The sequence below is a fragment of the Streptomyces sp. NPDC026301 genome (assembly GCF_055567935.1).
This window is the reverse complement of record NZ_JBVHPN010000024.1, coordinates 16,239-39,147: the sequence shown is the minus strand read 5'-3', so window position 1 is coordinate 39,147 and position 22,909 is coordinate 16,239. Positions and strand designations below refer to the sequence as shown.

The following is a 22,909-nucleotide window of genomic DNA, read 5'->3' as shown; positions in this document are numbered from 1 at the left end:
AGGCAGCCTACGCGGGCTTTCCGCCATCGGCCCGTGCCTCCGGCACTTCTTCCATCAACAGGACGACGCCGCCGTTGTAACCGTCGAACGGCGAGCAGGCGACCGTGCAGTGGATGGCCCGGCCGATGCGGTTCACGGCCGGGACGCCGACGGGGCCCGTGCCCAGTCCGCTGTCCAGGCACTGGTGGACCATGTCCCGCAGCTGATCGGCGGGCAGCCCGAAGTCCAGTGAGAAGAACGGCTCTTCCACGACCTCGTCGGAGCGCAGCCCCCACAGCTCGGCGGCGCCGCGGTTCCAGCTCTTGACCCGGGTCTCCCGGTCCAGTACCACCACACCCGCCGCGACGCTGGTCAGGACCGCTTCGAGGAACGCGCGGGCCTCGTCCAGCTCCTCGGTGCGGATGCGCATCTCCTCATTCATGGTCTCCAGTTCCTCGTTGCCCGACTGGAGTTCCTCGTTCGTCGTCTCCAGCTCTTCGTTGGTGGACTGGAGTTCCTCGTTGGTGGTCTCCAGTTCCTCGATGCTGGACTGGAGTTCCTCGTTCGTCGTCTCCAGCTCCTCGTTGGTGGACTGCAATTCCTCGTACGCGGTCTCCAGGTCCTCCCGCACCCGTTTCACCTCCGACCGCAGCTGCGTGGCCACGGTGACGTCGGTGAAGGTGATGCTCGTGGCGACCGGCATCCCGTTGGCGGACATCAGCGGCTGGATGAGGATGTCGAAGTACTGGACCTCCTCGCCGGCCCGCCGCTCGGCGCCGTTGACCCGCAGGGTCCGCCGCTCGTGCACGGCCTGCTCGATCAGGGAGCGCAGCTCGACCGGGCGGTAGGAGATCTCCAGGTCCTGGAACGGGCGGCCGATGTCGCTCGCGGTGAGGGAGAACTGGGCGCGCGCGGGATGGTTGATCATCACCACGGCCCCGTCGGTGTCGACCGCGACCGCCGGGGAGGGCGTGGCGTCCAGGATCAGGTCGCGCAGCTGGCGGTTGCGGGCGAGGGAGTGGATCTCGTTGTGGCCACTCGCGCGGATCTGCACGGGGGCCGGGTTGTACGGCGGACCGGACTCGCCGGGGCGGCGCCGGAAGACCCGCTGGCGCATGCTCATGACGTCGAAGCGGTCGGTGTCGTTCAACAGCATCTCCGCCTTCCCCAGGAAGAGGAAGCCGCCCGGACGCAGCGCGAAGTGGAAGCGGTCGACGATCTGGGTCTGCGCCTCGACGTTGAAGTACATCAGCGTGTTGCGGCAGAGCAGCAGGTCCAGGCGGGAGATCGGGGCGTCGCGGGTGATGTCGTGCCGGCCGAAGATCACCCGGCGGCGCAGGTCGGGGCGGAAGCTGAACTGCGCGCCGTTCTGGTCGAAGTACTTCTCCCGCAGCTCGGCGGAGAGCCCTTCCAGGGCCTTCGCCGTGTAGAGCCCGGAGCGCGCGTCGCGCAGCGCCTCTTCGTCGACGTCCGTGGCGTAGATCTTGACGCGGTTCAGGCACTCCTCGATGCCGAGCGCCTCGGAGAACATGACCGCGAGGGAGTACGCCTCCTCGCCGCTGGAACAGCCGGCGCTCCACACCCTGATCTCTTCCTCGGGGTCCCCCTGCGCGAGCAGTTCGGGGAGCACCTCGCGCTGGAGGAAGGCCCAGGCGTCGGGGTCGCGGAAGTAGGAGGTGACGTTGATCAGGATCGTGTTGAAGAGCGCGCCGAATTCGTCCGCACTGGTCTCCAGCAGGTCCCGGTAGTCGGTGTAGGACTCCACGTGCACATCCGCCATCCGCTTGCGGATGCGGCGGCCCAGGGAGGATCTCTTGTAGCCGGTGAAGTCGAATCCCCGGGTGTCTCTCAGAAAGCCGAGCAGTGCCTCCAGCTCCTCATCGGCCTCGGCTTCCCGCACGTCACCCATCATTGCCTCTTGGTCTCGACCAGGCCACGGATCACCGCGGCGATTTCTTCCAGGGGTAGCACGAAGTCCACGGCCCCTGTCTCCACGGCCGCTTCCGGCATGCCCCGGAATTCTGCCGTGCGGGGATCTTCGACGATGACGGTGCCGCCGCGCGACTTCACCGCGTCGACGCCCATCGCGCCGTCGTAGCCGGAGCCGGTGAGGACGCAGGCGATGGCGCGCGCGCCGTAGGCGCCCGCCATCGATTCGAAGAGGAGGTCGGCAGAGGGGCGTACGAAGTGCACCATCTCGCTGTTGGAGAGCGTCAGGACGCCGTTGGAGCCGACGAGGAGGTGGCGGTTGGGCGGGGCGATGTACACGACGCCGGGAAGGGCCTGCTCACCGTCCTCCGCCAGCTTGACCCTGAGCGGGGTGCGCCGGGCGAGGACGTCGGCGATGACGGTGCCGTGGCGGGGGTCGAGGTGCTGCACGACCAGGAGGGGGACGGAGAGCCCGGTCCCCAGTGCTTCCAGGAACACGCTCAGTCCGTGGATGCCGCCGGCCGAGGAGGCGACCGCCACGATGGCGAAATGGTCCGGTGCCGATTCGTCGTGGTCCGGTGCGGGCGTGTATGCCGTCACACCTGCGAGCCTAGTCTCCTCCGCCCGTGCGAGGGGAACAGCGGCGGAGGACGCGGACCGGAGCCACCGGAAGTACTGGTTCGCATACGCCGACCGGCGCGGTCGGCCCTCCGCCGTCCGTCAGGGCCACACCAGGCAGTACGCCTGGTGTCCGGCCTCGTGCAGGCGGTGGCTGAAGTCCTGCCATTCGTGGAGGAGGCGGTAGACGGCGAAGGCGTCGCGCGGGCCGCCGCGGTCGGGGACGGTGGACCAGATGAAGGCCGCGGCGCCCACCGACTCCTCGCCGACGCCGCGCAGCGGGTCGACGACCGTCATCGGGAGCTTGACCACGGCGTAGTCGGGGTGCAGGACGACCAGCTCCAGCGGGGGGACCTTCGACAGGGGTATGCCCTCTATGCCGGTCAGCACCATCGCCGCCATGGTCTCCGGCTTGATCTTCGTGAACATCCCGCCCATGCCGAGCTCGTCACCGCCCAGCTCTTCGGGGCGCATCGAGATCGGTACCCGGGCCGCGGTGGCGCCGTCGGGAGCGCCGAAGTATTTGTACGTCACCCCCATGCGCCCGCCTCTGCTGCTGGTCCCGCTGTTGTTCTTCGGGCCGACATGCCCGGTGCCGTTGTGCTCCGCACGGTCCTGCTCGCCGCTGTACTCCGCTCGCCGGTGGCGTCCGCGCCGGGCGCGCTCCGGGCCCCGGTCATCGGTCCCTTCGCCCAGTTCGCCACCGCGATGCATATCTCCACCCGACCACTCGCAGCCTCGGCCGCGCAACCCGATCATCGTCTCAGAGACCTCCCCCGTCACCGGCGTGTGAAACGCCCGGCCACGCGCCCCCGTGCGCCTCTGAGACCATTGCTTGCGTGACTCACTCGTACGATGCCCCAGTTTCGCAGACGCTCTTCGACCGCGCGGCCGTCGTGACGCCCGGCGGCGTGAACTCTCCCGTGCGCGCGTTCCGCGCCGTGGGCGGTACGCCCCGGTTCATGGTGTCCGGTACCGGTCCGTACCTCACCGATGCCGACGGTCGTGAGTACGTCGACCTCGTGTGCTCGTGGGGACCGATGATCCTCGGCCATTCCCACCCGCAGGTCCTCGCGGCCGTGCAGGACGCCGTCGCGCGCGGCCTGTCCTTCGGCACGCCGGGCGCCGGCGAGGTCGAGCTCGCCGAGGAGATCGTGGCCCGGATCGCGCCGGTCGAGCAGGTCCGGCTGGTCTCCTCCGGTACCGAGGCGACCATGTCGGCGATCCGGCTGGCCCGCGGCTTCACCGGCCGCCCCAAGGTGATCAAGTTCGCCGGCTGCTACCACGGACACGTGGACGCCCTGCTGGCCGCGGCCGGTTCGGGTGTGGCGACCTTCGGGCTGCCCGACACGCCGGGCGTCACCGGCGCGCAGGCCGGCGACACGATCGTGCTGCCGTACAACGACATCGAGGCCGTGCGTGCCGCGTTCGCCGCGCACGAGGGCCAGATCGCCTGTGTGATCACAGAGGCGTCGCCCGGCAACATGGGCGTGGTCCCGCCGCTGCCCGGCTTCAACCAGGGCCTCGCGGACCTGTGCTCCGCGAACGGCGCGCTGTACATCTCCGACGAGGTCATGACCGGCTTCCGGGTGAGCAAGGCCGGCTGGTACGGCATCGACGGGGTCACCCCGGACCTGATGACCTTCGGCAAGGTCATGGGCGGCGGCTTCCCGGCCGCGGCGTTCGGCGGCCGCGCCGACGTCATGGCCCACCTCGCCCCGGCAGGGCCGGTCTACCAGGCGGGCACCCTCTCCGGTAACCCGGTCGCCACCGCGGCCGGCGTCACGCAGCTGCGGCTGCTGGACGACGCCGCGTACGAGCAGGTCGACGCGGTCTCCGCGGAGCTGCGCGGGCTGGTCTCCGAGGCGCTGACCAAGGAGGGCGTGGCGCACCGCGTGCAGGTCGCGGGCAACATGTTCTCGGTCTTCTTCTCCGACCAGGACGTCACCGACTACGAGAAGGCCAAGGCGCAGGAGTCCTTCCGCTTCACGCCCTTCTTCCACTCGATGCTCTCCCAGGGCGTCTACCTCCCGCCGTCCGCCTTCGAGTCGTGGTTCGTCTCCACCGCGCACGACGCGCGGGCCGTCGAGCGGATCGCGGCCGCGCTGCCGGCCGCCGCCCGGGCCGCCGCCGAGGCCACCGCATGAGCGGCACGACCGGCGGCAACGGCAACGGCAACGGCAACGGCGGCAACGGCGAGGACATCACCGTCGTCCACCTGATGCGCCACGGCGAGGTGCACAACCCCGAGGGCGTGCTCTACGGGCGGCGCCCCGGGTACCACCTCTCCGAGCTCGGCCGGCAGATGGCCGACCGGGTTGCCGAGCACCTCGCCGACCGCGACATCACGCACGTCGTCGCCTCCCCGCTGGAGCGGGCGCAGGAGACGGCCACACCGATCGGCAAGGCGCACGGGCTGGACGTCGCGAGCGACGGACGGCTCATCGAGGCCGGCAACATCTTCGAGGGCAAGACCTTCGGCGTCGGCGACGGCGCGCTCAAGCGGCCGGGGAACTGGAAGTACCTCACCAACCCGTTCCGGCCGTCCTGGGGCGAGCCGTACATCGAGCAGGTCGTCCGGATGATGGCGGCGCTCGGCGCGGCCCGGGACGCGGCCCGCGGTCACGAGGCCGTCGCGGTCAGCCACCAGCTGCCGATCTGGATCGTGCGCAGCTTCGCCGAGCGGCGCCGACTGTGGCACGACCCGCGCAAGCGGCAGTGCACGCTCGCCTCGCTGACGTCCTTCACCTTCCACGGCGACCGGATCGTCTCGGTCGGCTACACCGAGCCCGCGCTGGACCTGGTGCCCGAGCACCTGCGGGCCGGGGCCCAGCCCCGGTTCGGCAAGGGGTCCGTGAAGGGCAGCCAGCAGCAGAAGGCAGCGGGCGCCTGAGCCCACCGGCGGTACGTACGGGCAGCCGTCCGTACGTACCGCCGTAGATATATGCGATCGCGCCGGAACCCCGGCACCCGTTCCGCTCTCTTACCCGATGTCCGTATATACGGGCTTTGGTCTGGCAAGAGTGAACGGGAACGGTATGAGCGCGATCAGTCGGCGGAACCTGCTGGGCATCGGAGCAGGGGCGGCCGCCGCGCTCGGGCTGGCGGGCTGCGGCACCGCACGGCCCGGCGGCTCCGCCAAGGGGACCACCGTCCGGGCCCGCCCGCAGCTCCTCGGCGACGGCTCCACCGCCGCGACGGGCCCGCAGCCCCACCAGCCCCCGAAGCCCGAGCCGCTGGAGCCGGGGCAGACCCCGCCGCAGTTCGTCGTCTTCTCCTGGGACGGCGCGGGCGAGGTCGGCAACGGCCTCTTCCCCCGCTTCCGCCGCCTCGCCCGGGACCACGGCGCGTCGATGACGTTCTTCCTCTCCGGCCTGTACTGCCTGCCGGAGTCCAAGAAGTCGCTCTACCGCCCGCCGAACAACCCGGTCGGCGCCTCCGACATCGGGTACCTCACCGACGCGCACATCAAGGAGACGCTGCGGAACATCCGCGCGGCCTGGCTCGAAGGGCACGAGATAGGCACCCACTTCAACGGCCACTTCTGCACCGGCTCCGGCTCGGTCGCCCACTGGACCCCCGCGCAGTGGCGCTCCGAGATCGACCAGGCCACCGACTTCGTCACGAAGTGGCGGACGCACACCGGCTTCACCGACGTCGACCCGCTCCCCTTCGACTACCGCAAGGAGCTGGCCGGCGGCCGCACCCCCTGCCTGCTCGGCCAGGACAACCTGCTGCCCACAGCGCGCGACCTCGGCTGGCGCTACGACGCCAGCTCGCCCGGCGGCCGCCAGACCTGGCCCACGAAGAAGCTCGGCATCTGGGACTTCCCGCTCCAGCAGGTCCCGTTCCCCGGCCACTCCTTCGAGGTCCTCTCGATGGACTACAACATGCTCGCCAACCAGTCGGGGAACTCCACCCGGGCCCCGCGCGCGCACTACCCCGGCTGGCGCCGGCAGGCCGCCGGCGCGTACATCGCCGGTTTTCAGCGCGCCTACGAGACCAACCGCGCCCCCTTCTTCATCGGCAACCACTTCGAGGAGTGGAACGGCGGGATCTATATGGACGCCGTCGAGGAAGCGATCAAGCACATCGCGGACGCGCGGCACCGGGACGTGCGGCTGGTGTCCTTCAAGCAGTTCACCGACTGGCTGGCCGTGCAGGACCCGAAGGTGCTGGCCAGGCTCCAGGGGCTGGACGTCGGCGAGCGGCCGAAGGGCGGCTGGCGGCGGTACCTCGCGGCGGACTGAACCGCGCCGACGAGGGGGGTGCGGAAGATCCGTAATGGGCCCATGCGAAACTTTTCACATGAGTGCCTGCCGCGTCCCCCGCCGCGTCACCCGTCGCCGTCTGCTCCTGCCGGCCGCCGGCGCCGCGGTCGCCGCCGTGCTGCTGAGCGCCTGCGGGTCAGGCGGTACCTCAGGCGGCTCGGAGCAGACGAAGTTCGTGCAGGGCAAGGACGGTGTGGACACCGTGAAGCCGGCCGACCGGCAGCGGGTGCCCGACATCTCGGGTGAATCCACCAAGGGCAAGCACCTCGACATCGCCGACTACAAGGGCAAGGTCGTCGTCCTCAACATCTGGGGTTCCTGGTGCGCGCCCTGCATCGCCGAGGCCCCGAACTTCGCCGAGGTCGCGCACCAGACCAAGGACAAGGGCGTGCAGTTCCTCGGCATCAACACCCGGGACTCCAAGAAGACCCAGGCCGTCCGCTTCGAGGAGCAGCACAAGGTCCCGTATCCGAGCCTGTACGACCCGATGGGCAAGCTGATGCTGCGCTTCCCGAAGGGCAGCCTGAACCCGCAGGCGATCCCCACCACCATCGCGATCGACCGCAAGGGCCGGATCGCGGCCCGCGCGCTCACCCCGCTCAGCGAGAACGAGCTGCGCAAGATGATCGACCCGCTGATCGCGGAGAAGTGATCCTGTGATCGCGCTCGCCGCCGCAAGCACAGCCCCGAACCAGACCGTGCTCACCGGTGCCCTGCTGGTCGCCCTGCCGGTCGCCCTGCTCGGCGGCCTGGTGTCCTTCTTCTCCCCGTGCGTACTGCCGCTCGTGCCCGGCTACATGTCGTACGTGACCGGCGTCACCGGCACCGACCTCGGCGAGGCCAAGCGCGGCCGGATGCTGGGCGGCGCCGCCCTCTTCGTCCTCGGCTTCACGGTCGTCTTCGTCTCGGGCGGTGCCCTCTTCGGGTACTTCGGGCAGACGCTCCAGGACTACAAGGACGTCATCTCCCGGGTGCTCGGCGCCCTGACCATCCTGCTCGGCCTCACCTTCATGGGTGTGCTGGGCCGCTTCGGGCAGCGTGAGTTCCGGATGCTGCACAAGCGGCCCGCGATGGGGCTGGTGGGCGCGCCCGTGCTCGGGGTGCTCTTCGGCGTCGGCTGGACGCCGTGCCTGGGCCCCACCCTGACCGCCGTGAACGCCCTGTCGTTCAACGAGGCCAGCGCGGGCCGCGGCGCGCTGCTGACCATCGCGTACTGCGTCGGCCTCGGCCTGCCCTTCATCCTGGTCGCGCTGGCCTTCCGCAAGGCGCTGGGCGCGTTCGGCTGGGTCAAGCGCCACTATGTCTGGGTGATGCGGACCGGTGGCGGGCTGCTCGTGGTGATCGGCGTCCTGCTCGTCACAGGAATCTGGGACAGCATGATGTCCGAGCTGCAGAGCTGGACGACCGGCTTCACCGTTGGGATCTGAATTGATGGCCGCCAAGACCGACATCCACAGCGACACCCCGCAGGACGCCGACCTCGGCGCCGCGGGCTCCCAGCTGTCCACCGCGCCGAAGGAGGAGGTCTCCTTCCCCTCCCTCGGGCCGATCGGCTGGGCCCGCTGGTTCTGGCGCCAGCTGACCTCGATGCGGGTGGCGCTGATCCTGCTCTTCCTGCTCTCGCTCGGCGCCGTTCCCGGCTCGCTCATCCCGCAGACCAGCATCGACCCGGTCAAGGTCGATCAGTTCCAGAAGCAGCACGACATCCTCGGGCCGATCTACGACAAGCTCGGGATGTTCCACGTCTACAGCTCGGTGTGGTTCTCCGCGATCTACCTGCTGCTGTTCATCTCGCTGATCGGCTGCATCATCCCGCGGACCTGGCAGTTCGTCGGCCAGCTGCGCGGCCGCCCGCCGGGCGCCCCGCGCCGGCTGACCCGGCTGCCCGCGTACGCCACCTGGCGCACCACCGCCGAGCCCGAGCAGGTCCTCCAGGCTGCTCACCGGACGCTGAAGAAGCGCCGCTTCCGCACCCACATCGTGGGCACCTCGGTCGCCTCCGAGAAGGGGTACCTCCGCGAGGCCGGCAACCTGATGTTCCACATCGCGCTGATCGTGATGCTGGTGGCGTTCGCCGTCGGCCAGCTGTGGAAGTCCGAGGGCGGCAAGCTGGTCACCGAGGGGGACGGCTTCTCCAACAGCCTGACCCAGTTCGACGACTTCAAGTCCGGTTCGTTCTTCGACACGAACGATCTGGAGCCGTTCGGCTTCCAGCTCGACAAGTTCGTCGCCACGTACGAACGGTCCGGGCCGCAGACGGGCACCCCGCGCGTCTTCCGCGCCGACGTCAGGTACTTCAGCGGTGCCGACGGCAAGGAGCACAAGACCTCGATCAAGGTCAACGAGCCGCTGGACATCGGCGGCGACCGGGTCTACCTGCTCTCGCACGGCTACGCGCCCGACGTCACCGTCAAGGACGGCACCGGCAAGGTCGTCTACGAGGGCGCGGTGCCCTTCCTCCCGCAGGACCCGAAGAACTTCACCTCCAGCGGCGTGGTGAAGGTGCCCGGCGCCAAGACCAAGGACGGCAAGAAGAACCAGCTGGGCTTCCAGGGCTTCTTCGTCCCGACCTTCGGCGGCAAGGGCTCGGGCTCGATGTTCTCGGTCTTCCCCGCGCTGGACAATCCCCGGCTGACCCTGACCGCGTACCACGGTGACCTGGGCGTGGACTCCGGCCTGCCGCAGAACGTCTACCAGCTCGAGACGAAGAACCTGAAGCAGTACAAGAAGGACGGCGCCGCGGTCGCCCAGATGATGTCGCCGGGGCAGTCCATGAAGCTGCCGAACGGCGACGGCAGCATCAAGTTCAACGGCGTCAAGAGCTGGGCCAGCTTCAAGATCTCCCACCAGCCGGGCAACGGGCTCGCGCTGGGCGGCGCGGTCGCCGCCCTGATCGGCCTCGCCGGCTCGCTGTTCATCCAGCGCCGCCGGGTGTGGGTCCGCGCCGAGCCGGGCCCCGACGGCGTCACCGTCGTGGAGATCGCCGGGCTCGGCCGCAGCGAGTCCCCCAAGCTCCCCGAAGAGCTGTCGGACCTCGCGTACGCCCTCCAGCCGGACGCCCCGCAGGCGCCCGAGCCGGACCCCGAAGACTCCGACCCCCACGCAGAAGACTCCGCGGAGCCGACCGACTCCGCCGGTACCGCTGACCCCTCCGAAGGAGCGCGCGCGTGAACCTCGCGGCCGCGGCCAACGAGAATCTGGCCCACACCAGCAATGTGCTGATCTATTCGGCGATGGCGGTCTACACCCTCGCGTTCCTCGCGCACATGGCGGAGTGGGTGTTCGGCAGCCGGAGCAAGGTGGCCCGTACGGCCGCCGCGCTCACCGCGGACAAGGCGGCGGCGCCCGCCGTGACGGTGCAGGCCAAGGCCAAGGCGGGCGGCACCGCCGTACTGGACCGCCCCAAGATCGTCACCCGCTCCGCGGCCGGCAGCCGGGACGTGCCCGACGGCGTCGGCGCGCACGGCGGCACGGAGAAGGGCGACCTGTACGGCCGGATCGCGATCTCGCTGACCGTACTGGCGTGGCTGATCCACGTGGGCGGCGTGCTGACCCGCGCCCTGTCGGTGGAGCGTGCCCCCTGGGGCAACATGTACGAGTTCTCCACGACCTTCGCGGCCGTCGCGGTGGCCGTGTACCTGATCCTGCTGATCGCCAAGAAGAACGTGCGCTGGATCGGCCTGCCGCTGGTCACCACCGTCCTGCTGGACCTGGGCCTGGCCATCTCGGTCCTCTACACCGCCAGCGACCAGCTCGTCCCGGCGCTGCACTCGTACTGGCTGTGGATCCACGTCAGCTGCGCGATCATCTCCGGCGCGGTGCTCTACATGGGCGCGGTCGCCACCCTGCTGTACCTCTTCCGCGACCGCTACGAGGCCAAGCTCGCCGACCCGAGCGGGAAGCAGCCGGGCGCCTTCGCCACGTCGGTACTGGAGCGGCTGCCCGCGGCCGCCACGCTGGACAAGTTCGCGTACCGCATCAACGCGACCGTCTTCCCGCTGTGGACCTTCACGATCATCGCGGGCGCGATCTGGGCCGAGGCCGCCTGGGGCCGCTACTGGGGCTGGGACCCCAAGGAGGTCTGGTCCTTCATCACCTGGGTCGCCTACGCCTGCTACCTGCACGCCCGCGCCACCGCCGGCTGGAAGGGCCGCAAGGCCGCCTACCTGGCCCTGATCGCCTTCGCCTGCTACCTCTTCAACTACTACGGCGTGAACATCTTCGTCACCGGCCTGCACTCCTACGCGGGGGTCTGACCGAACTGACACCAGCCGCGGGGGACGGGTCTCCCGTCCGCCGCGGCTGTTCTGTCAGCGGCGGGTCAGCTGCATGGTGGCGGTCGCCGTCGCCGACGTGTGGCGCGCGTCGCCCTTGTAGGTGACGGTGTACGTCACCTCACCCTCGCCGCGCGGCCGGTCGGTCACCGAGAAGGTGCCGTCGGCGGCCACGGTTGCGCTGCCGAGCGGGACGGCCGAGCCGCCAGACGGGCCGGTCCGCGTCACCTCGACGGAGGTGCCGTCGGCGTACGGGAGCTTGGCGGACAGCGTGCCGGAGACGGTCAGCGGCGGGCCGGACGGGGCCGTGGCGGGCGCCGTCGCGGTCAGCCGGGAGTCGGCCTTGGCGGCCTCGGTCAGGACCTTCAGCTCGGTCGTCGAGCCGGAGCCGGTGATGGCGAAGAGCCGGCTGCCGTCCGGCGCCCACTCCAGGCCCCGCGTCGCGAGGGTCGCGTTGGTCGTGCCCTTGACCTCGTACGTGCGGTACGCGGCGGCCCCGCCCGGCGTGAAGAGGTAGATGTCGTCCTCGTAGTAGCCGTCGATGCCCGCGGCGACCGTGCCGTCCGGGGCGATGGCCACCGCGTTCGGGTACGGGCTGGTCGGGTAGCTGCCGTTCGCCGACAGGTCCGAGAGCTTGAAGACCTGCTGCTTGTACGGCGCGCCGCTGGCCACGACGACGTTCTCGCCGTCGGCGGCGATGGCCATGTCGCGGAGGTTGGAGGTGGTGGAGGAACCGTCGCCCGGGTTCCAGACCTTGGCCTTCTCGACCGGGTGCCCGGAGGACACGTCGTACACGCCCACGGTGGCCGGGCTGGAGCCCACCTCACCCGCGACGATCGTGTTCGGCGCGGCCGGCGAGGCGACCAGCAGCGGGGCGTTGTACCAGGCGTACGCCGGTACCTCTTCGGTGCTGACGACCGGGTCGGCGCCCGAGAGGTCGACCGAGCCGATGCCGCCGCCCTTGGGGCCGTAGAAGCTGAACCAGACCTTGCCGCCCGTGACGACCGGGGTGGACGGCTGGTTGCCCGTACCGGTCGCGTAGCGCGCGGTCTCGGTGAGGGAGCCGGTGTCGATCGCGGCGACCGCCTCGCCCTCGGATAGCCCGACGTAGAGCGTGCCGGAGTCCTCGGAGAGGGCGAGACCGGACGCGCCCTGCTCGCCCGGTATCTGCCCGACGAGCTTGCCGTCGTAGTCGGCGACCAGCACGCTGTCGCTGTTCGGGGCGCTCATGAACACCCGCTGGTGGACCCCGTCCACGACGGTGTCGGTGATCCAGTCGGCGGGCAGGGGGGTGGCGCTGTCGGCGTACGCGGGTCCGGCGGACCCGGGGCCGACGAGGGTGGCGGTACCGACGAGGGCGGTCAGCGTGAGGGCGCTGAGGCGTCTTCGTGTGCGCAAGTGCTTCATCCTCTGTACGAGCTCGGTGACGAGCAGGCTGAACCGACGGCCGGAAGACCCGGCCGCGAGGATGGCGATGGGGGGTACGGGCCGGCCGCGAGCAGGGGAAACCCCCTGGTCGCGACCGGTTCGTCGCGCCGAGCAGAAGATTAAGGCACGGCACTGACAGCGGCGGACCGCCGCTGGTTCAGCGGCGTTTGCGGGCGCCGGGTTCCTGGTGGGGCGGGGACTGGTCAGCGCCGGGGAGGGTGGGCTTCGGGAGGGTGGCGACCTCGCGCCGGGCCTCCGCCAGCCGCTCGGCGGTGTCGCGCGGCAGCCGCGGTGGGCGGTGGGCGGCGCCGAAGCCGAAGGCCGAGGTCAGGTCGCCGAAGGTGGACCGGCGCCAGTCGGAGATGTTCGGCTCCTCGACGCCGGTGAAGCGCTCCAGGAACTGCAGTACGGAGGTGTGGTCGAAGGCGTCGCCCGCGGCCCAGCCGCCCACCGTCCACGGCGAGACGATCAGGCACGGCACGCGGAAGCCGCCGCCGATGGGCAGCCCGCCGACGAATTCGTCCTTCGTGCCGGCGGCCGGCACCGGCGGCGGCACGTGGTCGAAGAGCCCGTCGTTCTCGTCGTAGTTCAGGATGAACGCGGTCTTCCGCCACACCTTCGGGTTACTGGCGATGGCCTCGATCTTCCGCGCGACGAAGTCCGCGCCCGCGGCCGGCAGGTAGTCCGGGTGCTCCGACTCCGCCGCCGTCGGGATGATCCAGGAGACGGCCGGCAGCCGGTCGTTCCGCGCGTCGTCCTCGAAGGTGCCCGCGGGCTGCGGCCGCACCCCGCGCTCGTACAGCGCGTCCCCGGGCTCGGCGTCCCGGAAGGCCTGGAACTGCTCCAGCAGGTTGCAGCCGTAGTCGTCGTCCTGCTGGTACACCTTCCAGCTCACGCCCGCCGCCTGCAGCCGCTCGGCGTACGTCGTCCAGCGGTACGGCTGGGGAGCGGTGTTGTTCAGGACCGGGCCGCCGTGGGTGCCGCCGGGGTCGATGGTGCCGGTCATCCAGTACAGCCGGTTCGGCCAGGTGGGCCCGAAGACCGAGCAGAAGTAGTTGTCGCAGAGGGTGAACGCCTCGGCGAGGGCGAAGTGGAAGGGAATGTCCGCGCGGGTGTGATAGCCCATCACGTACGGGCCGTTCTTCCCGTCCGCCTTGCGGTGCGCGGGCAGCCACCGGTCCATCTTCCCGCCGTTCCACGCCTCGTGCTGGACGGACCAGGCGTGGCTGGTGGACGGTATGGCCTGGGCGCTGGAGCTGTGCGTGTCCAGGTGGAACGGCAGCAGGTACCCGTCCGGGTTCACCGCGTCCGGCTGGTGGAAGACCGAGCGCCCCGTGGACAGGGTGAGCGCGTCGGGGTCCGCGAAGCCGCGTACGCCGCGCAGCGTCCCGAAGTAGTGGTCGAACGAGCGGTTCTCCTGCATCAGCAGCACGACGTGCTCGATCTCGTCGAGCGAGCCGTGCCGGGGCGGCCCGGCCGCGACGGCCTTCCGCACGCTCGGCGGCAGCAGCGACAGCGCGGCGGCGCCGCCCACCGCCCCCGCGGCGGAGCCGAGGAGTCTGCGTCGGGTCATGTCGGGCATGGGTGCCCCTCCCTGTGTCTCCCTGAGTCGGTCCGGCCCGCTGAGGGCCGAACCGACTGTCGCGGCAGGGAGGCGCGGCGGGCAGGAGGGGATGCGTGAATCGTGCATCAATTGACCGTGAACAGACGAATATTGCCTGGCAAAAGGCGCTGGCCAGGCATGTTCTCGGAAGATGATCTCTGCGCGGTCAGCCTAGAGGGAGCGGCCCGGTTCCTGACGGAGGCTCAGGTGCACGGTCGTGGCGTCGTGGCGTTGGGGTGGCGGCACCGGTCCCTCGGCCCTCTTCAGTCCTCGCCGATGTCCTCGTGCCACAGCTCGGGCCGGTCCGCGATGAACGCGCGCATCATCGCGACGCACTCCGGGTCGTCCAGCACCACGATCTCCACGCCGTGCTCGGCCAGCCAGTCGTGTCCGCCGTGGAATGTCTCCGCCTCGCCGATCACCACCCGGGAGATCCCGAACTGGCGCACCAGCCCGCTGCAGTACCAGCAGGGCGAGAGCGTGGTGACCATGGTCGTGCCCTTGTAGGAGCGCTGCCGTCCGGCGGCCCGGAAGGCGGCCGTCTCCGCGTGCGTCGAGGGGTCCCCGTCCTGCACGCGGCGGTTGTGTCCCCGCCCGAGCAGCGTGCCGTCCGCGCCGAACAGCGCGGCGCCGATCGGGACGCCGCCGGACGCGAGCCCGGCCCGGGCCTCGGCCACCGCGGCGGCCAGCATCGCGGACGCGTCGGAGCCCCTCACTCGTCGCCCTCCTTGGACTCCCGGCGGCGGAGCTCCTCCTCGCGGCGCTTGAGGTCCGCCTCCCAGTCCTTGAGCAGCGCCTCGTCCTCGTCCCGCCGCTGTGCCCGCTCCCGCGTGCCCAGCTTCTCCAGGAACTCGGGGTTGTCGTCCGGCGCCACCCAGCCGCCCCGGCCGCGCCCCGGCGCGCCGCCCCCGGCGGCGAGCGCCGCCCGGTCCTTCCCGGCGATCAGCCAGGACACCGACCCGACGAGCGGGAAGAGCAGGACGAGGATCGCCCAGAGCACCTTCGGCATGTGGCGCACATGCCGCTCATCGGTGGTGACGCAGTCGATGAACGCGTAGATGCTCAGTGCCAGCGGCACCAGGATCATCAGCACCCGCAGCATGTGTCGCTCCCCCTGGGAGTGGCCGGGCGGGCCGGTGAGCGCGGCCCCAGTGACCAGTCCAGGGTAGTGCGTACCGGATACTGGGATGCATGGCTTATGACGATCTTCGCTCGTTCCTCCGGGCGCTCGACCGCGAAGGTGACCTCAAGCGGATCAAGGCCGAGGTCGACCCCCACCTGGAAGTCGGGGAGATCGTCGACCGGGTGCAGAAGGCCGGCGGACCCGCGCTCCTCTTCGAGAACGTCAAGGGCTCGGCGATGCCCCTGGCGATGAACGTCTACGGCACCGACCGCCGCCTCCTGAAGGCGCTCGGCCTGTCGTCCTACGACGAGATCAGCGGCAAGATCGGCGGCCTGCTCAGGCCCGAGCTGCCGCAGGGCTTCGTCGGCGTCCGCGAGGCCTTCGGGAAGCTCGCGAACATGACGCACGTGCCGCCGAAGAAGGTGAAGGGCGAGGGCGCGCCCGTCCAGGAGGTCGTGCTCCAGGGCGACGAGGTGGACCTCGAACAGCTGCCGGCCCTGTTCACCTGGCCCGAGGACGGCGGCTCGTTCTTCAACCTGGGGCTGACCCACACCAAGGACCCCGAGAGCGGCGTACGCAACCTCGGTCTGTACCGCCTCCAGCGCCACGACAAGCGCACCATCGGGATGCACTGGCAGATCCACAAGGACAGCCGGAACCACTACCAGGTGGCCGCCAGGCGCGGCGAGAAGCTGCCGGTCGCCATCGCCTTCGGCTGCCCGCCGGCCGTGACGTACGCCTCGACCGCGCCGCTGCCCGGCGACATCGACGAGTACCTCTTCGCGGGCTTCGTGCAGGGCAAGCGGATCGAGATGGTCGACTGCAAGACCGTGCCGCTCCAGGTGCCGGCCAACGCCGAGGTGGTACTGGAGGGCTGGCTGGAGCCGGGCGAGATGCTCCCCGAGGGCCCCTTCGGCGACCACACCGGCTTCTACACGCCGCAGGAGCCCTTCCCCGCCCTGACCATCGACTGCGTGACGATGCGCAAGCGCCCGCTGCTGCAGTCGATCGTGGTCGGCCGGCCGCCGACCGAGGACGGGCCGCTGGGCCGGGCGACGGAGCGGTTCTTCCTCCCGCTCCTCAAGATCATCGTCCCGGACATCGTGGACTACCACCTCCCGGAGTCCGGCGGCTTCCACAACTGCGCGATCGTCTCGATCGACAAGAAGTACCCGAAGCACGCGCAGAAGGTCATGCACGCCATCTGGGGCGCGCACATGATGTCGCTGACCAAGCTGATCATCGTGGTGGACGCCGACTGCGACGTGCACGACCTGCACGAGGTGTCCTGGCGCGCGCTCGGCAACACGGACTACGCCCGTGACCTGACGGTAGTGGAGGGCCCGGTGGACCACCTGGACCACTCCTCGTACCAGCAGTTCTGGGGCGGCAAGGCCGGCATCGACGCGACCGCGAAGTGGCCCGAGGAGGGCTACACCCGGGACGGGGGCTGGCCGCAGATGATCGTCTCGGACCCGGAGATCTCCGAACGGGTCACCAAGCGCTGGAAGGAGTACGGGCTGTGAGCGCCTCCGCCGCCGCGATCCCGCAGCCGGGCCGCACCCGGGCCTTCCTGCGGCTCGTCATGATCGAGCACTCGGTCTTCGCGCTGCCCTTCGCGTACATCGCCGCGCTGACCGCGATGTTCCTGCACGACGGCAGCATCCACTGGGTCCGGCTGCTGCTGGTCACGGTCTGCATGGTCGGCCTGCGGACCTTCGCGATGGCCGCGAACCGCATCATCGACCGCGAGATCGACGCCCGAAACCCGCGCACGGCCGGCCGCGAGCTGGTCACCGGCGCGGTCTCGGTCCGGTCGGCCTGGACCGGCGCGCTGGTCGCCGTCGTCGTCTTCCTGGGCGCCGCCGCGCTGCTCAACCCGCTGTGCCTGGCGCTGGCGCCGGTCGCGGTGGTCCCGATGGTGGTCTATCCGTACGGCAAGCGGTTCACGAACTTCCCGCACGCCATCCTGGGGGTGGCCCAGGCCATCGGCCCGATCGGCGCCTGGCTCGCGATCACCGGCAGCTGGTCGTGGGAGGCGGTGATCCTCGGCCTCGCGGTGGGCGTCTGGATCGGCGGCTTCGACCTGATCTTCGCCTGCCAGGACGTGCGGGCCGACCGCGCGCACGGCGTGAAGTCGGTACCGGCCCGCTTCGGCATCCCCGGCGCGCTGCACGGCGCCCGCGCCTGCCACGCCGTCACGATGGTGCTGCTGGTCTGGTACGCGCTGGCCACCGGCGCCGGTGCGTTCTTCTGGGTCGGCCTGGTGATCGTCGCGGGCGCGTTCCTGTACGAGCACACGATCGTCCGGCCGCACGACCTGTCGCGCCTGAACCGCGCGTTCTTCACGGTCAACGGGTTCATCGGGATAGCGCTGTTCGTCTGCGCGCTGCTGGACCTGCTGGTGCGCGGCCTGACGCTCTGATCCGGCGCATGCGGAAGGGCCGGTACCCGCTCGGGTACCGGCCCTTCCGCGCGCTCGGGCGCGGCCTCAGTTCTTGACGAAGCGCCAGGCCAGGAACTTGGGGTAGGACCACATCTCCCCGCTGTTGGCCTTCACCGTGCCGATGATCCCGAAGACCAGCGTGGTGATCCAGTACGCGCCGAAGAGGACGAGGAAGCAGATCAGGGGGACGGCGAAGACCACGCCCGGATCGCCGGTCCCGGAGTCGGCGGTCAGGCCCGCGCCGATCACCACGGCGAAGTACAGCACGCCGGTGATCACCGCCATGATCGCCTGGGTGATGCCGTAGTTCATCCCCTGGGCCGAGTGGTGGCGGATGTACGGGTCGTGCTCGTTCTGCGCGTTGTTACGGATGGCGAGCGGGGCGATCCAGCCGCACAGCATGCCGATGCAGCACACGCCCGTGCCGACGAAGACGGTGAGCACCGCGCCGAGGTGCGACCACATCGCGGGCGAGGTCGAGGGCCGGGGCGCGGCGGGGTAGCCGTATCCCGGAGGCTGGGGGCCCCAGCCGGGACCGCCGGGGCCGGGACCGCCGGGGCCGCCGTACGGCGGCTGCTGGCCGGGGCCGGGCGGCGGGGCGTAGCCGTAACCGGGCTGCTGGCCCTGCTGCTGGTCGTACGGCTGCTGCCCCTGCTGCGGGTAGGGCTGGCCGTACGGCTGCTGCCCCTGCTGCCCGCCGTTCTGCTGCGGCGGCGGGCCCTCGGACGGCGGCTCGGATGCGGACTTGTCGAACTCGACCACGGGCTGATCCCCCCGATGACGTAACTGGTGTGACCGGCAGCGCCGGGCGCCGGGCGGCGCGCCCTGGCCCGGCGCTGCCGCGTGCAGAGACTACGGGACGCGGCCTCCCGAGCGGAGTCCCGGCGTCCGCACGCGGAAGACGAACGCGGCCAGCACCCCGCCGGCCAGTCCGAAGAAGTGCGCCTGCCAGCTGATGCCGTTCGAGGCCGGGAGCGCGCCCCACAGGATCGAGCCGTAGAGCACCGCGACGAGCACGCCGATGGCGATGTCCAGCGCCTTGCGCTCGATGAAGCCGCGCACGACGAGATAGCCGAAGAGCCCGAAGATCACTCCGGAGACGCCCGCGGTATTGCTGCCCTGCGGCGATATCAGCCAGACGCCCAGACCGCTGATGACGGCGATGAGCAGCGCGACGCCGGCCAGTCTGCGCACCCCGGAGCGCAGCCCGGCCAGGAAGCCGAGCACGAGCAGCGGGAGGGTGTTGGCCATGAGGTGGGCGAAGCCGAAGTGCACGGCGGTCGCCGGGAGCACGTCGACCAGCTCGCTCAGCTCGCGCGGCCGGATGCCGAAGGTGTCCAGCGCGTGCCCGCCGGCCGCGTCCACCGCCTCCAGCACCCAGAGCAGCCCGACCCAGGCCAGCACCAGCAGCGCAGCGGGTTTGGCGCGTCCTCCCATGTCCGGCCCTCCTCGCCCGCCCGTCGGTGTGTCCGCCGAGTCCGTGCGCCGGGCGTGGCCGCACGAGCTCACAACCAACAACGGCTGTGACGGTGCTCCTGGTTCCGCCGGATAGGCTCGGTGCCGTGGAGCCGCCGCACAACGTCACCAGTCAGCACGCCGGTACCGGTCACCGCAGACCGTGGGTCGTCGGGATCTCCGGCGCGTCCGGGACCCCGTACGCCGCGTCCGTCCTGCGCGGCCTGCTGGCCGCGGGCGAGGCCGTCGACCTGGTGGTGAGCCGGGCCTCGCGGCTGACGCTGCTGGACGAGACCGGGATCTCCTTCCGGGACGCGCACTGGCGCACGGACCTGCGCGAATGGCTGGCACGCGGCGCGGACGGCAAGCCGGAGACCTTCCCGGTCACCGAGGCGGACCTGGCGGACGTGCGGTACTGGGCGGCCGGCGACCTGGCGGCGGGCCCGTCGTCGGGCTCGTACCCGGCCAAGGGCATGGTGATCGTGCCCGCCAGCACGGCGTGCGTGGCCGGGGTGGCGCTGGGGCTGTCGAAGGACCTGTTGCAGCGGACGGCGAGCGTGACGCTGAAGGAGCGCAGGAAGCTGGTCGTCGCGGTGCGCGAGACGCCGCTGAACGGGCAGACCCTCAAGCACCTGGTCGCCCTGGACGAGGCGGGCGCCGTGGTGCTGCCGGCCTCGCCCGCGTTCTACGCGGGGGCGACGCACATCCAGGACCTGGTGGACTTCGTGGCGGGCCGGGCGCTGGACGCGGCGGGCGTGCCGCACGGCCTGTACCGCCGCTGGTCGGGCGAGCTCGGCGGCGGCAGCGCCGATCGCTCCGGCAGAAGCCAATGATCAACTTGTGATTTTACCTGGGATTGCGGGCTCAAGTCGCCCTGCATGCCTTAGATTCTGTAATCAGTAGTGGCAGTGCGGAAAGATTGAAAGGTCGGGGACGCAATGGACGCGGTGGACAGGCAGCTCATCCAGGCACTGCGCGAGAACGGCAGGGCCTCGTACGCGGAGCTCGGCCGACTGGTCGGCCTCTCCGGTCCCAGCGTCACGGACCGCATCAACCGGCTGGAGTCGGCCGGCGTGATCACCGGCTATCGCGCGACCGTCGACGCCGCCTCGCTGGGCCTGGGCGTCACGGCCCTGGTCGGCATCTCGCTGTCGGACGCCACCGACCACGAGGACGTCGCGCACCGGCTGCGCGACCTCGCCGAGATCGAGGACTGCTGGTTCATCGCGGGCGACGACTCGTACATGCTCAAGGTGCGCGTGGACAACGTGGACGGCCTGGAGCGGACCATCCGCCGGCTGTCCGGCACCAAGGGCGTCTCCCGTACGCGCACCACGATCGTGCTCTCCACGAAGTGGGAGAACCGGGTCGGCGAGCTGCCCGAGGAGTCGTAGGCGTACGCTCGTTGAAGCCCGTTTTGGCAGTGATCGCAGAGACGAACGATGGAGGCGGACCGGTATGGACGCTGGGCTCAAGCGCGAGCTGGAGGAGAAGGTCCACGCCGGTGAGCGGCTGACCCGCGAGGACGGCATCGCCCTCTACGAGTCCGACGACCTGGCGTGGCTCGGCGGCCTCGCGCACGAGGTGCGCACCCGCAAGAACGGCGACGTCGTGCACTTCAACGTCAACCGTCACCTCAACATGACGAACGTGTGCACCGCCTCGTGCGCCTACTGCTCCTTCCAGCGCAAGCCGGGCGAGAAGGACGCGTACACGATGCGCATCGAGGAGGCCGTCCGCCTGGCCAAGGCCATGGAGAACGAGAACCTCACCGAGCTGCACATCGTCAACGGCCTGCACCCCACGCTGCCCTGGCGCTACTACCCGCGCTCCCTGAAGGCCCTCAAGGAGGCGCTGCCGAACGTCGGCCTGAAGGCGTTCACGGCGACCGAGATCCACCACTTCGAGACGATCTCCGGGCTGACCGCCTCCGAGATCCTCGACGAGCTGATCGACGCCGGCCTGGAGTCGCTGACCGGCGGCGGCGCGGAGATCTTCGACTGGGAGGTCCGGCAGCACATCGTCGACCACGCCACCCACTGGGAGGACTGGTCGCGGATCCACCGCCTGGCGCACGAGAAGGGCCTCAAGACGCCCTCCACGATGCTGTACGGGCACATCGAGGAGCCGCGCCACCGCGTCGACCACGTGCTGCGGCTGCGTGAGCTGCAGGACGAGACCGGCGGCTTCCAGGTCTTCATCCCGCTGCGCTACCAGCACGACTTCGTGGACATGAAGGACGGCAAGGTCCGCAACAAGCTCCAGGCGCGCACGACCATGGCCACCGGCGCCGAGGCCCTGAAGACCTTCGCGGTCTCCCGCCTCCTCTTCGACAACGTGCCGCACGTGAAGTGCTTCTGGGTCATGCACGGCCTGCAGACAACGCAGCTGGCGCTGCAGCACGGCGCCGACGACATGGACGGCTCGGTCGTCGAGTACAAGATCACGCACGACGCCGACAACTACGGCACGCCGAACAAGCTCACCCGCGAGGACCTGCTGGACCTCATCACGGACGCGGGCTTCCGGCCGGTCGAGCGGAACACCCGGTACGAGATCATCCGCGAGTACCCGGGCCCGGACGCGAACCGCCGCGAGGAGCCGCAGGCGATGCGGGTGTGACGGAAAGGGTTTTCCGATCACTTGAGTGACGGATTAGGGTCCAGGTCATGAGCGTGCGCTTCGACCTGGACCCTTCTGTCACCCGTGAACTGCGCGACGGGATCTGCGCGCTGTGGGCCGATGTGTCCAACGCCGGTGGCGCGGTCGGCTTCGTACCGCCGGTGACCATCGAGGACATCCGTCCCGACCTGGTGAAGCACCTCGCCATCATGGCCGAGGGTGACGCCCGCCTCATAGTGGGCCGGGACTCGGGCGGCACCCCGGTGGCGACTGCGTGGCTCTACCGCAACCGGCACCGCCTGATGCAGCACTGGGTGTGGGTCTACAGCGTGATGGTGCACCCCTCCTTGCAGGGGCAGGGAGTGGGCCGCGAGCTGATGGCCGCGGTCGAGGACGCCGCGAGCGCCACCGAAGGGATACGCGCCCTCCGGCTCACCTGCCGCGGCGGCACGGGAGCGGACCGCTTCTACGCCTCCTGCGGGTACAAGGAGGTCGGCCGGGTCCCCGACGCCATCAAGGTCGCCGCCGACGACTACCGCGACGACGTCACCATGTGGCGCGAGCTGCACTGAGGCGCCGGTTCCGGGGGCGGGGAAGATCACACAGACTGCTGTGCTTGACTGGATGCAGACCCTTTCGGTTGTCGTTGAGAAGAAGGTCCGACCGTGAGCAGCCAGAAGCACGCCGCACTCCTGTACACCGCTTCCCGCGTGGGCCTCTTTGTCGTCTGCTTCGCGGTCGTCTGGGGCCTCGCGTACGTCCACGTCATTCCGCTGGCCGTCGGCGCCTCGAACACCATCTGGCTGCTGCTGCTCGCCATCGTGATCTCCGCGCCGCTCAGCTTCGTGCTGCTGCGCAAGCAGCGGGACGCGATGTCCCAGCAGATCGTGGCCAGGGTGGACCGCCAGAAGGAGCGGCTCGCCGCCAGCCAGAGCCAGGAGGACGGCGTGTAAGGCGCCTCACACCGACGCCGCCCGCCCGGGGAGTTTCCGCTCCCCAGGCGGGCGTTGGCGTTTTCCGTCCTGTCCGGGCGTCCGGGATGCCAAAGATTTTCTTTGAGTACCCCAAAGTTCAAGTGTTAACGTATTGGACATGATGACAGCAGCCGCGCACCGATTCGCCATGAGCGTTCCGCTCGTGGTGCGCCTGCACGTCGATCTT

23 protein-coding genes are annotated in these 22,909 nt (G+C 70.3%); 14 read left to right on the top strand and 9 right to left on the bottom strand.

Annotated elements, in window-relative coordinates; translation table 11 throughout:
* Positions 1–7: 7 nt before the first annotated feature.
* From ACZ4MH_RS30885 to ACZ4MH_RS30875, 3 genes are all read right to left on the bottom strand, one after another.
* Positions 8–1,888 (bottom strand): CheR family methyltransferase, encoded by a 1,881-nt coding sequence (locus ACZ4MH_RS30885; RefSeq protein WP_351595016.1) that lies wholly within the window; start codon positions 1,886–1,888, stop codon positions 8–10.
* On the bottom strand, positions 1,888–2,508 hold the full coding sequence (locus ACZ4MH_RS30880) for a chemotaxis protein CheB (RefSeq protein WP_351595013.1): 621 nt from the start codon (positions 2,506–2,508) through the stop codon (positions 1,888–1,890). Before ACZ4MH_RS30880 ends, ACZ4MH_RS30885 begins: the two co-directional genes overlap by 1 nt.
* A gap of 120 nt (positions 2,509–2,628) precedes the next feature.
* On the bottom strand, positions 2,629–3,240 hold the full coding sequence (locus tag ACZ4MH_RS30875) for a hypothetical protein (protein ID WP_351595010.1): 612 nt from the start codon (positions 3,238–3,240) through the stop codon (positions 2,629–2,631).
* Positions 3,241–3,365: 125 nt separating this feature from the next.
* Between ACZ4MH_RS30875 and hemL the strand changes: the two genes are divergently transcribed.
* The 7 genes from hemL (at position 3,366) to ccsB (ending at position 11,053) form a co-directional block, all read left to right on the top strand.
* A complete protein-coding gene (hemL, locus tag ACZ4MH_RS30870; RefSeq protein ID WP_351595008.1) occupies positions 3,366–4,673 on the top strand; it encodes a glutamate-1-semialdehyde 2,1-aminomutase in 1,308 nt (435 codons plus the stop codon).
* Positions 4,670–5,419, top strand: coding sequence for a histidine phosphatase family protein (locus ACZ4MH_RS30865; protein WP_351595005.1), 750 nt, complete (start codon positions 4,670–4,672; stop codon positions 5,417–5,419). The genes hemL and ACZ4MH_RS30865 overlap by 4 nt, the downstream gene beginning before the upstream one ends.
* Before the next feature lie 145 nt (positions 5,420–5,564).
* The gene (locus ACZ4MH_RS30860) at positions 5,565–6,776 is read left to right on the top strand and encodes a polysaccharide deacetylase family protein (protein WP_351595002.1); all 1,212 of its coding nucleotides are present in this window, start codon (positions 5,565–5,567) and stop codon (positions 6,774–6,776) included.
* 58 nt (positions 6,777–6,834) lie between these two features.
* Complete coding sequence (locus ACZ4MH_RS30855) at positions 6,835–7,449, top strand: TlpA family protein disulfide reductase (RefSeq protein WP_351594999.1); 615 nt, start codon at positions 6,835–6,837, stop codon at positions 7,447–7,449.
* A gap of 4 nt (positions 7,450–7,453) precedes the next feature.
* Positions 7,454–8,224, top strand: a complete 771-nt coding sequence (locus ACZ4MH_RS30850; protein WP_351594996.1) for a cytochrome c biogenesis CcdA family protein — start codon at positions 7,454–7,456, stop codon at positions 8,222–8,224.
* 4 nt (positions 8,225–8,228) lie between these two features.
* Complete coding sequence (resB, locus tag ACZ4MH_RS30845; RefSeq protein ID WP_351594993.1) at positions 8,229–9,968, top strand: cytochrome c biogenesis protein ResB; 1,740 nt, start codon at positions 8,229–8,231, stop codon at positions 9,966–9,968.
* The gene (gene ccsB / locus ACZ4MH_RS30840; protein WP_351594990.1) at positions 9,965–11,053 is read left to right on the top strand and encodes a c-type cytochrome biogenesis protein CcsB; all 1,089 of its coding nucleotides are present in this window, start codon (positions 9,965–9,967) and stop codon (positions 11,051–11,053) included. The genes resB and ccsB overlap by 4 nt, the downstream gene beginning before the upstream one ends.
* Before the next feature lie 54 nt (positions 11,054–11,107).
* Here the strand turns inward: ccsB and ACZ4MH_RS30835 are convergent, their stop codons facing one another.
* From ACZ4MH_RS30835 to ACZ4MH_RS30820, 4 genes are all read right to left on the bottom strand, one after another.
* Complete coding sequence (locus tag ACZ4MH_RS30835; protein ID WP_351594987.1) at positions 11,108–12,469, bottom strand: hypothetical protein; 1,362 nt, start codon at positions 12,467–12,469, stop codon at positions 11,108–11,110.
* Between the two features lie 187 nt (positions 12,470–12,656).
* The gene (locus tag ACZ4MH_RS30830) at positions 12,657–14,081 is read right to left on the bottom strand and encodes an alkaline phosphatase family protein (RefSeq protein WP_351594984.1); all 1,425 of its coding nucleotides are present in this window, start codon (positions 14,079–14,081) and stop codon (positions 12,657–12,659) included.
* Between the two features lie 284 nt (positions 14,082–14,365).
* Positions 14,366–14,794 carry a nucleoside deaminase gene (locus ACZ4MH_RS30825; protein WP_351595048.1) on the bottom strand — a complete coding sequence of 143 codons (429 nt, stop codon included), beginning with the start codon at positions 14,792–14,794 and terminating at the stop codon, positions 14,366–14,368.
* 20 nt (positions 14,795–14,814) lie between these two features.
* Positions 14,815–15,204 carry a PLD nuclease N-terminal domain-containing protein gene (locus ACZ4MH_RS30820; protein WP_351594982.1) on the bottom strand — a complete coding sequence of 130 codons (390 nt, stop codon included), beginning with the start codon at positions 15,202–15,204 and terminating at the stop codon, positions 14,815–14,817.
* A gap of 89 nt (positions 15,205–15,293) precedes the next feature.
* On the opposite strand from ACZ4MH_RS30820, the gene ACZ4MH_RS30815 reads away from it, so the two are divergent.
* Both ACZ4MH_RS30815 and mqnP read left to right on the top strand, forming a co-directional pair.
* Complete coding sequence (locus ACZ4MH_RS30815; protein WP_351594980.1) at positions 15,294–16,751, top strand: menaquinone biosynthesis decarboxylase; 1,458 nt, start codon at positions 15,294–15,296, stop codon at positions 16,749–16,751.
* Positions 16,748–17,650, top strand: a complete 903-nt coding sequence (gene mqnP / locus ACZ4MH_RS30810; protein ID WP_351594978.1) for a menaquinone biosynthesis prenyltransferase MqnP — start codon at positions 16,748–16,750, stop codon at positions 17,648–17,650. The genes ACZ4MH_RS30815 and mqnP overlap by 4 nt, the downstream gene beginning before the upstream one ends.
* A gap of 66 nt (positions 17,651–17,716) precedes the next feature.
* On the opposite strand, the gene ACZ4MH_RS30805 is transcribed toward mqnP, so the two are convergent.
* Both ACZ4MH_RS30805 and ACZ4MH_RS30800 read right to left on the bottom strand, forming a co-directional pair.
* On the bottom strand, positions 17,717–18,433 hold the full coding sequence (locus tag ACZ4MH_RS30805; protein ID WP_351594975.1) for a DUF4870 domain-containing protein: 717 nt from the start codon (positions 18,431–18,433) through the stop codon (positions 17,717–17,719).
* Between the two features lie 90 nt (positions 18,434–18,523).
* Complete coding sequence (locus ACZ4MH_RS30800; protein ID WP_351594972.1) at positions 18,524–19,108, bottom strand: rhomboid family intramembrane serine protease; 585 nt, start codon at positions 19,106–19,108, stop codon at positions 18,524–18,526.
* A gap of 125 nt (positions 19,109–19,233) precedes the next feature.
* On the opposite strand from ACZ4MH_RS30800, the gene ACZ4MH_RS30795 reads away from it, so the two are divergent.
* The 5 genes from ACZ4MH_RS30795 (at position 19,234) to ACZ4MH_RS30775 (ending at position 22,701) form a co-directional block, all read left to right on the top strand.
* The gene (locus tag ACZ4MH_RS30795; protein ID WP_351594969.1) at positions 19,234–19,959 is read left to right on the top strand and encodes a UbiX family flavin prenyltransferase; all 726 of its coding nucleotides are present in this window, start codon (positions 19,234–19,236) and stop codon (positions 19,957–19,959) included.
* A gap of 105 nt (positions 19,960–20,064) precedes the next feature.
* Complete coding sequence (locus tag ACZ4MH_RS30790) at positions 20,065–20,520, top strand: Lrp/AsnC family transcriptional regulator (RefSeq protein ID WP_467754799.1); 456 nt, start codon at positions 20,065–20,067, stop codon at positions 20,518–20,520.
* A gap of 64 nt (positions 20,521–20,584) precedes the next feature.
* On the top strand, positions 20,585–21,748 hold the full coding sequence (gene mqnE / locus ACZ4MH_RS30785) for an aminofutalosine synthase MqnE (protein ID WP_351594964.1): 1,164 nt from the start codon (positions 20,585–20,587) through the stop codon (positions 21,746–21,748).
* A gap of 47 nt (positions 21,749–21,795) precedes the next feature.
* Positions 21,796–22,320 carry a GNAT family N-acetyltransferase gene (locus ACZ4MH_RS30780; protein WP_351594961.1) on the top strand — a complete coding sequence of 175 codons (525 nt, stop codon included), beginning with the start codon at positions 21,796–21,798 and terminating at the stop codon, positions 22,318–22,320.
* A gap of 93 nt (positions 22,321–22,413) precedes the next feature.
* Positions 22,414–22,701 (top strand): DUF4229 domain-containing protein, encoded by a 288-nt coding sequence (locus tag ACZ4MH_RS30775; protein ID WP_351594958.1) that lies wholly within the window; start codon positions 22,414–22,416, stop codon positions 22,699–22,701.
* Positions 22,702–22,909 lie beyond the last annotated feature (208 nt).